Source organism: Blastococcus sp. CT_GayMR20, assembly GCF_004570345.1.
In genome coordinates this window covers 1-3,853 of the sequence record NZ_SPQM01000255.1, presented here as the reverse complement: position 1 = coordinate 3,853, position 3,853 = coordinate 1, and the positions used below count along the sequence as shown (strand labels likewise).

3 protein-coding genes and 1 pseudogene are annotated in these 3,853 nt (G+C 73.8%); 1 reads left to right on the top strand and 3 read right to left on the bottom strand.

All coding sequences use genetic code 11. The features are described from left to right. Positions 1–455 (bottom strand): biotin carboxylase N-terminal domain-containing protein (locus tag E4P40_RS26855; protein ID WP_348519659.1); only part of this gene is annotated, 455 nt, incomplete at its 3' end. Positions 456–503: 48 nt separating this feature from the next. After that, a complete protein-coding gene (locus tag E4P40_RS26850) occupies positions 504–2,117 on the bottom strand; it encodes a carboxyl transferase domain-containing protein (RefSeq protein ID WP_135161353.1) in 1,614 nt (537 codons plus the stop codon). 90 nt (positions 2,118–2,207) lie between these two features. On the opposite strand from E4P40_RS26850, the gene E4P40_RS26845 reads away from it, so the two are divergent. After that, the gene (locus tag E4P40_RS26845; protein ID WP_135161352.1) at positions 2,208–2,828 is read left to right on the top strand and encodes a TetR/AcrR family transcriptional regulator; all 621 of its coding nucleotides are present in this window, start codon (positions 2,208–2,210) and stop codon (positions 2,826–2,828) included. Between the two features lie 108 nt (positions 2,829–2,936). On the opposite strand, the pseudogene E4P40_RS26840 reads toward E4P40_RS26845, so the two are convergent. Next, a pseudogene (locus E4P40_RS26840) lies at positions 2,937–3,853 on the bottom strand (hypothetical protein); the annotation flags it as partial.

Below are 3,853 nucleotides of genomic sequence, written 5' to 3'. Positions count from 1 at the left end.
CCCACGGCGACCGCGGCGTCGGCGACCTGTCCGTCGTCCATCCCGGGCTCGGTCCGCCCGGGGACGACGGGGACGCCGGCGGCCATCACGGTCTGCTTGGCGCGGATCTTGTCGGCCATCGCCTCGATCGCGGCGACCGGCGGGCCGATGAAGACGATGCCCGCCTCCTCGCAGGCGCGGGCGAACTCGACGTTCTCCGACAGGAAGCCGTAGCCGGGGTGGACGGCCTGGGCACCGGTCCGGGCGGCCGCCTCGAGCACCCGCTCGATGGACAGGTAGCTCTGGGCAGCGGGCGCCGGCCCGATGGGGACGGCGACGTCGGCCAGGCGGGTGTGCAGCGCTCCGGCGTCCGCGTCGCTGTGCACGGCGACCGACCGGATGCCCATCTCGCGCAGAGTGCGGATGACCCGGACGGCGATCTCACCCCGGTTGGCGACCAGAACTGTCTCGAAGATCCCGCTCACCGCCGTCCCCTGGTGCCGAAATGGCGATTTCGGCTGCTCTCACATGCGGAAGACGCCATAGCCGACCTCCTCGAGTGGAGCGTTGGCGCTGGCGGAGAGTGCGAGGCCGAGCACGGTGCGGGTCTGGGCGGGGTCGATCACGCCGTCGTCCCAGAGCCGGGCGGTGGCGTAGTACGGGTGGCCCTGCAGCTCGTACTGGTCGCGGATCGGCGCCTTGAACGCCTCCTCCTCCTCGGCCGGCCACTCCTCGCCGCGGGCCTCGGCGCCGTCGCGCCGCACCTGCGCGAGCACACTGGCCGCCTGCTCCCCGCCCATCACCGAGATGCGGGCGTTGGGCCAGGTGAACAGGAAGCGGGGCGAGTAGGCCCGGCCGCACATCGAGTAGTTGCCGGCCCCGAACGAGCCGCCGATGACCACGGTGAGTTTCGGTACCCGGGCGCAGGCCACGGCAGTGACCATCTTGGCGCCGTGCTTGGCGATGCCGCCGGCCTCGTAGTCGCGGCCGACCATGAAGCCGGTGATGTTCTGCAGGAACAGCAGCGGGATCCTGCGGCGGTCGCACAGCTCGATGAAATGCGCACCCTTGAGCGCGGACTCGGCGAACAGGACGCCGTTGTTGGCGATGATCCCGACCGGGTGGCCGTGCAGCCGCGCGAAGCCGGTGACGAGCGTGGCGCCGTAGAGCGGCTTGAACTCGGCGAACCGGCTGCCGTCGACCAGGCGGGCGATGACCTCGCGGACGTCGTAGGGCGTGCGGGAGTCCGTCGGCACGACCTCGTAGAGCGACTCCGGCGGGTACAGCGGCTCCTCGACGGGCTCGACGTCCCACGGGCGCGCATCGCGGGGGGCGAGCGTGCCGACGATCTGCCGGACGAGCTGCAGCGCGTGCGCGTCGTCGTCGGCCAGGTGGTCGGTGACGCCGCTGATCCGGCTGTGCAGGTCACCGCCGCCCAGCTCCTCGGCGGTGACGACCTCGCCGGTCGCGGCCTTCACCAGCGGCGGGCCGCCGAGGAAGATCGTGCCCTGCTCGCGGACGATCACCGCCTCGTCGCTCATCGCCGGCACGTACGCGCCGCCTGCGGTACACGACCCGAGGACGGCGGCGATCTGGGCGACGCCGGCTTTGGAGAGGTTGGCCTGGTTGTAGAAGATGCGGCCGAAGTGCTCGCGATCGGGGAACACCTCGTCCTGCATCGGCAGGAACGCGCCGCCGGAGTCGACGAGGTAGATGCACGGCAGGCGGTTCTGGAGCGCCACCTCCTGCGCGCGGAGGTGCTTCTTCACCGTCATCGGGTAGTAGGTGCCGCCCTTGACGGTGGCGTCGTTGGCGACGACGACGCACTCCCGCCCGGCGACCCGGCCGACCCCGGTGATGATCCCGGCCGCCGGGGCGTCGCCGTCGTAGAGGCCGTGCGCGGCCATCGGGGACAGCTCCAGGAAGGGGCTGCCGGGGTCGAGCAGGGTGTCGATCCGTTCGCGGGGCAGCAGCTTGCCGCGCTCGACGTGCCTCTGGCGGGCCCGTTCGCCCCCGCCGAGCGCCACCCGCCGCAGCTGATCGACCAGGTCGCCGACCAGCTCGACGTGCGCGGCCGCGTTGCGTGCGGCCTCGTCGCCGTCGGCCGTCGCGCTTCGAAGGAGCACCGGTGCGTCCACGGGAGAAGGTTAACGGTGGTTCACTCGAATGGTCCACCCCACACCCCGGAGTGGTTAACGTCAGTTCACTCCGGCGCTAGCATCGACGGCATGACCTCCACGCGGGCGGAGCGTGGCCCCGCCGCCAGTGACAGAGCGCTGCACGCCGACGCCGACCGTCCGTCGCGCCGCGAGCAGATCCTGCAGGCGGCCGCCCAGCTCTTCGCCGAGCGCGGCTCCCGGGCGGTCGGGGTGGACGACGTCGGCGCCGCCGTGGGCGTGACGGGGCCGGCGATCTACCGGCACTTCGCGAGCAAGGACGCGATGCTCGCCGAGATGCTGCTGCGGATCAGCGAGCACCTCCTGGCCGGCGGCAGTGAGCGGGTCGCCGACGCCGGGGGCGACGCGGCCGCCCAACTGCGTGCCCTCATCGCCTTCCACGTCGACTTCGCTCTCGACAACCCGGCGCTCATCACCGTGCAGGACCGCGACCTGGGCTCCCTGACCGAGGCCGACGCGGCGCAGGTCCGGCGCCTGCAGCGGCGCTACGTCGAGGTGTGGGTCGCCGTCCTCGCGCGGCTGCACCCCGCCGCCGACGCGGCCGCCTGCCGGGCCCGGGCGCACGCGGTCTTCGGGCTGATCAACTCGACACCGCACAGCGCCGGCCGGCTCGGCCGCCCGGCGATGGCGGCCCTGCTGGCCGACATGGCCTGGTCCGCCGCGACTGCCTGAGGCCCGTCCGGAGGCTCGCCGCGAGGCTGCGAGGGTCAGGCGGCCCCGTCCTGGGGACCGCCGCGAGCTTGCGAGCGGTGGGGAGGACGGGGTCCTTCTGGGGGTCCGTCAATCGGCGGGGAAGGGCGGGACGGCCAGCTCGAGGCCGGCGGTTGCGAGCCGGTCGATCTCGGCCGAGCCGCCCTCGGATCCTTCCTCGACCCAGGCGCTCTCCACGATCGTCACCGTCGACCCCGACACCGCGCTCGCGTACTCCGCGCCGGACAGCTCCGCGGGGCTGCCGGTGTAGCGGACCCCCTCGCGCAGCAGGTCGTTGACGTTCCCGCTGCCGTTGCGGTCGGTGAGTGCCTGCAGCTCGCGGGCGATGCCGTTGTCGGGCATCTGGACCCGCGACACCGAGACGACGACGGGCCCGCCCTCCACCTGGGCGGAGTACAGCGCCCGGGACAGCGCGGTGCAGTCGTTCGCCTCGAGGAAGGCCGCGGTGTCGCCGTAGGCGTGGCCGACGCAGGTCTCGTCGACCTGGGCCGCCTGGACGGTGAAGGCGACGCCGCCCACCTCCTGGACGTCGCCCGCCTGCGGCCCTGCCGCGGTGGGCGCCGACGACGACGCCTCCGCGTCGCTCCCGCCGTCGCCGTCCCCGCCGAGCACCATCCAGCCGGCCACGCCGAGGGCGATCACGACCAGCACGGCGAGCACGGCCATCAGCGCGATCTTGCGGCCCGAGCCCGGCGCGTCGCGGTCTTCGTCGTCGTCCTCCCCCGCGGTCTGACCCGACTCGGTCCAGTAGGCGAACCGTTGACCGGCGGCCGCCGGGGGCGGCGGCGGTGCGGGCCGTGGCGGCGCTGCCGCGGACGGGGAGGCGAAGACCGCCGTGCGCGGCGACGCGGGCGGGGCCTCGGCCGGCTCGGCGTGCGCGAAGAGCCCGCCGATGCCCCCGCTGTCCCCGGCCGGCGTCTCGGGTGCGTCGATCGCCACGGTGTCGCGTGCGGGCGCCGGGACCGGCGGTGGCGCAGTGGGCGCGG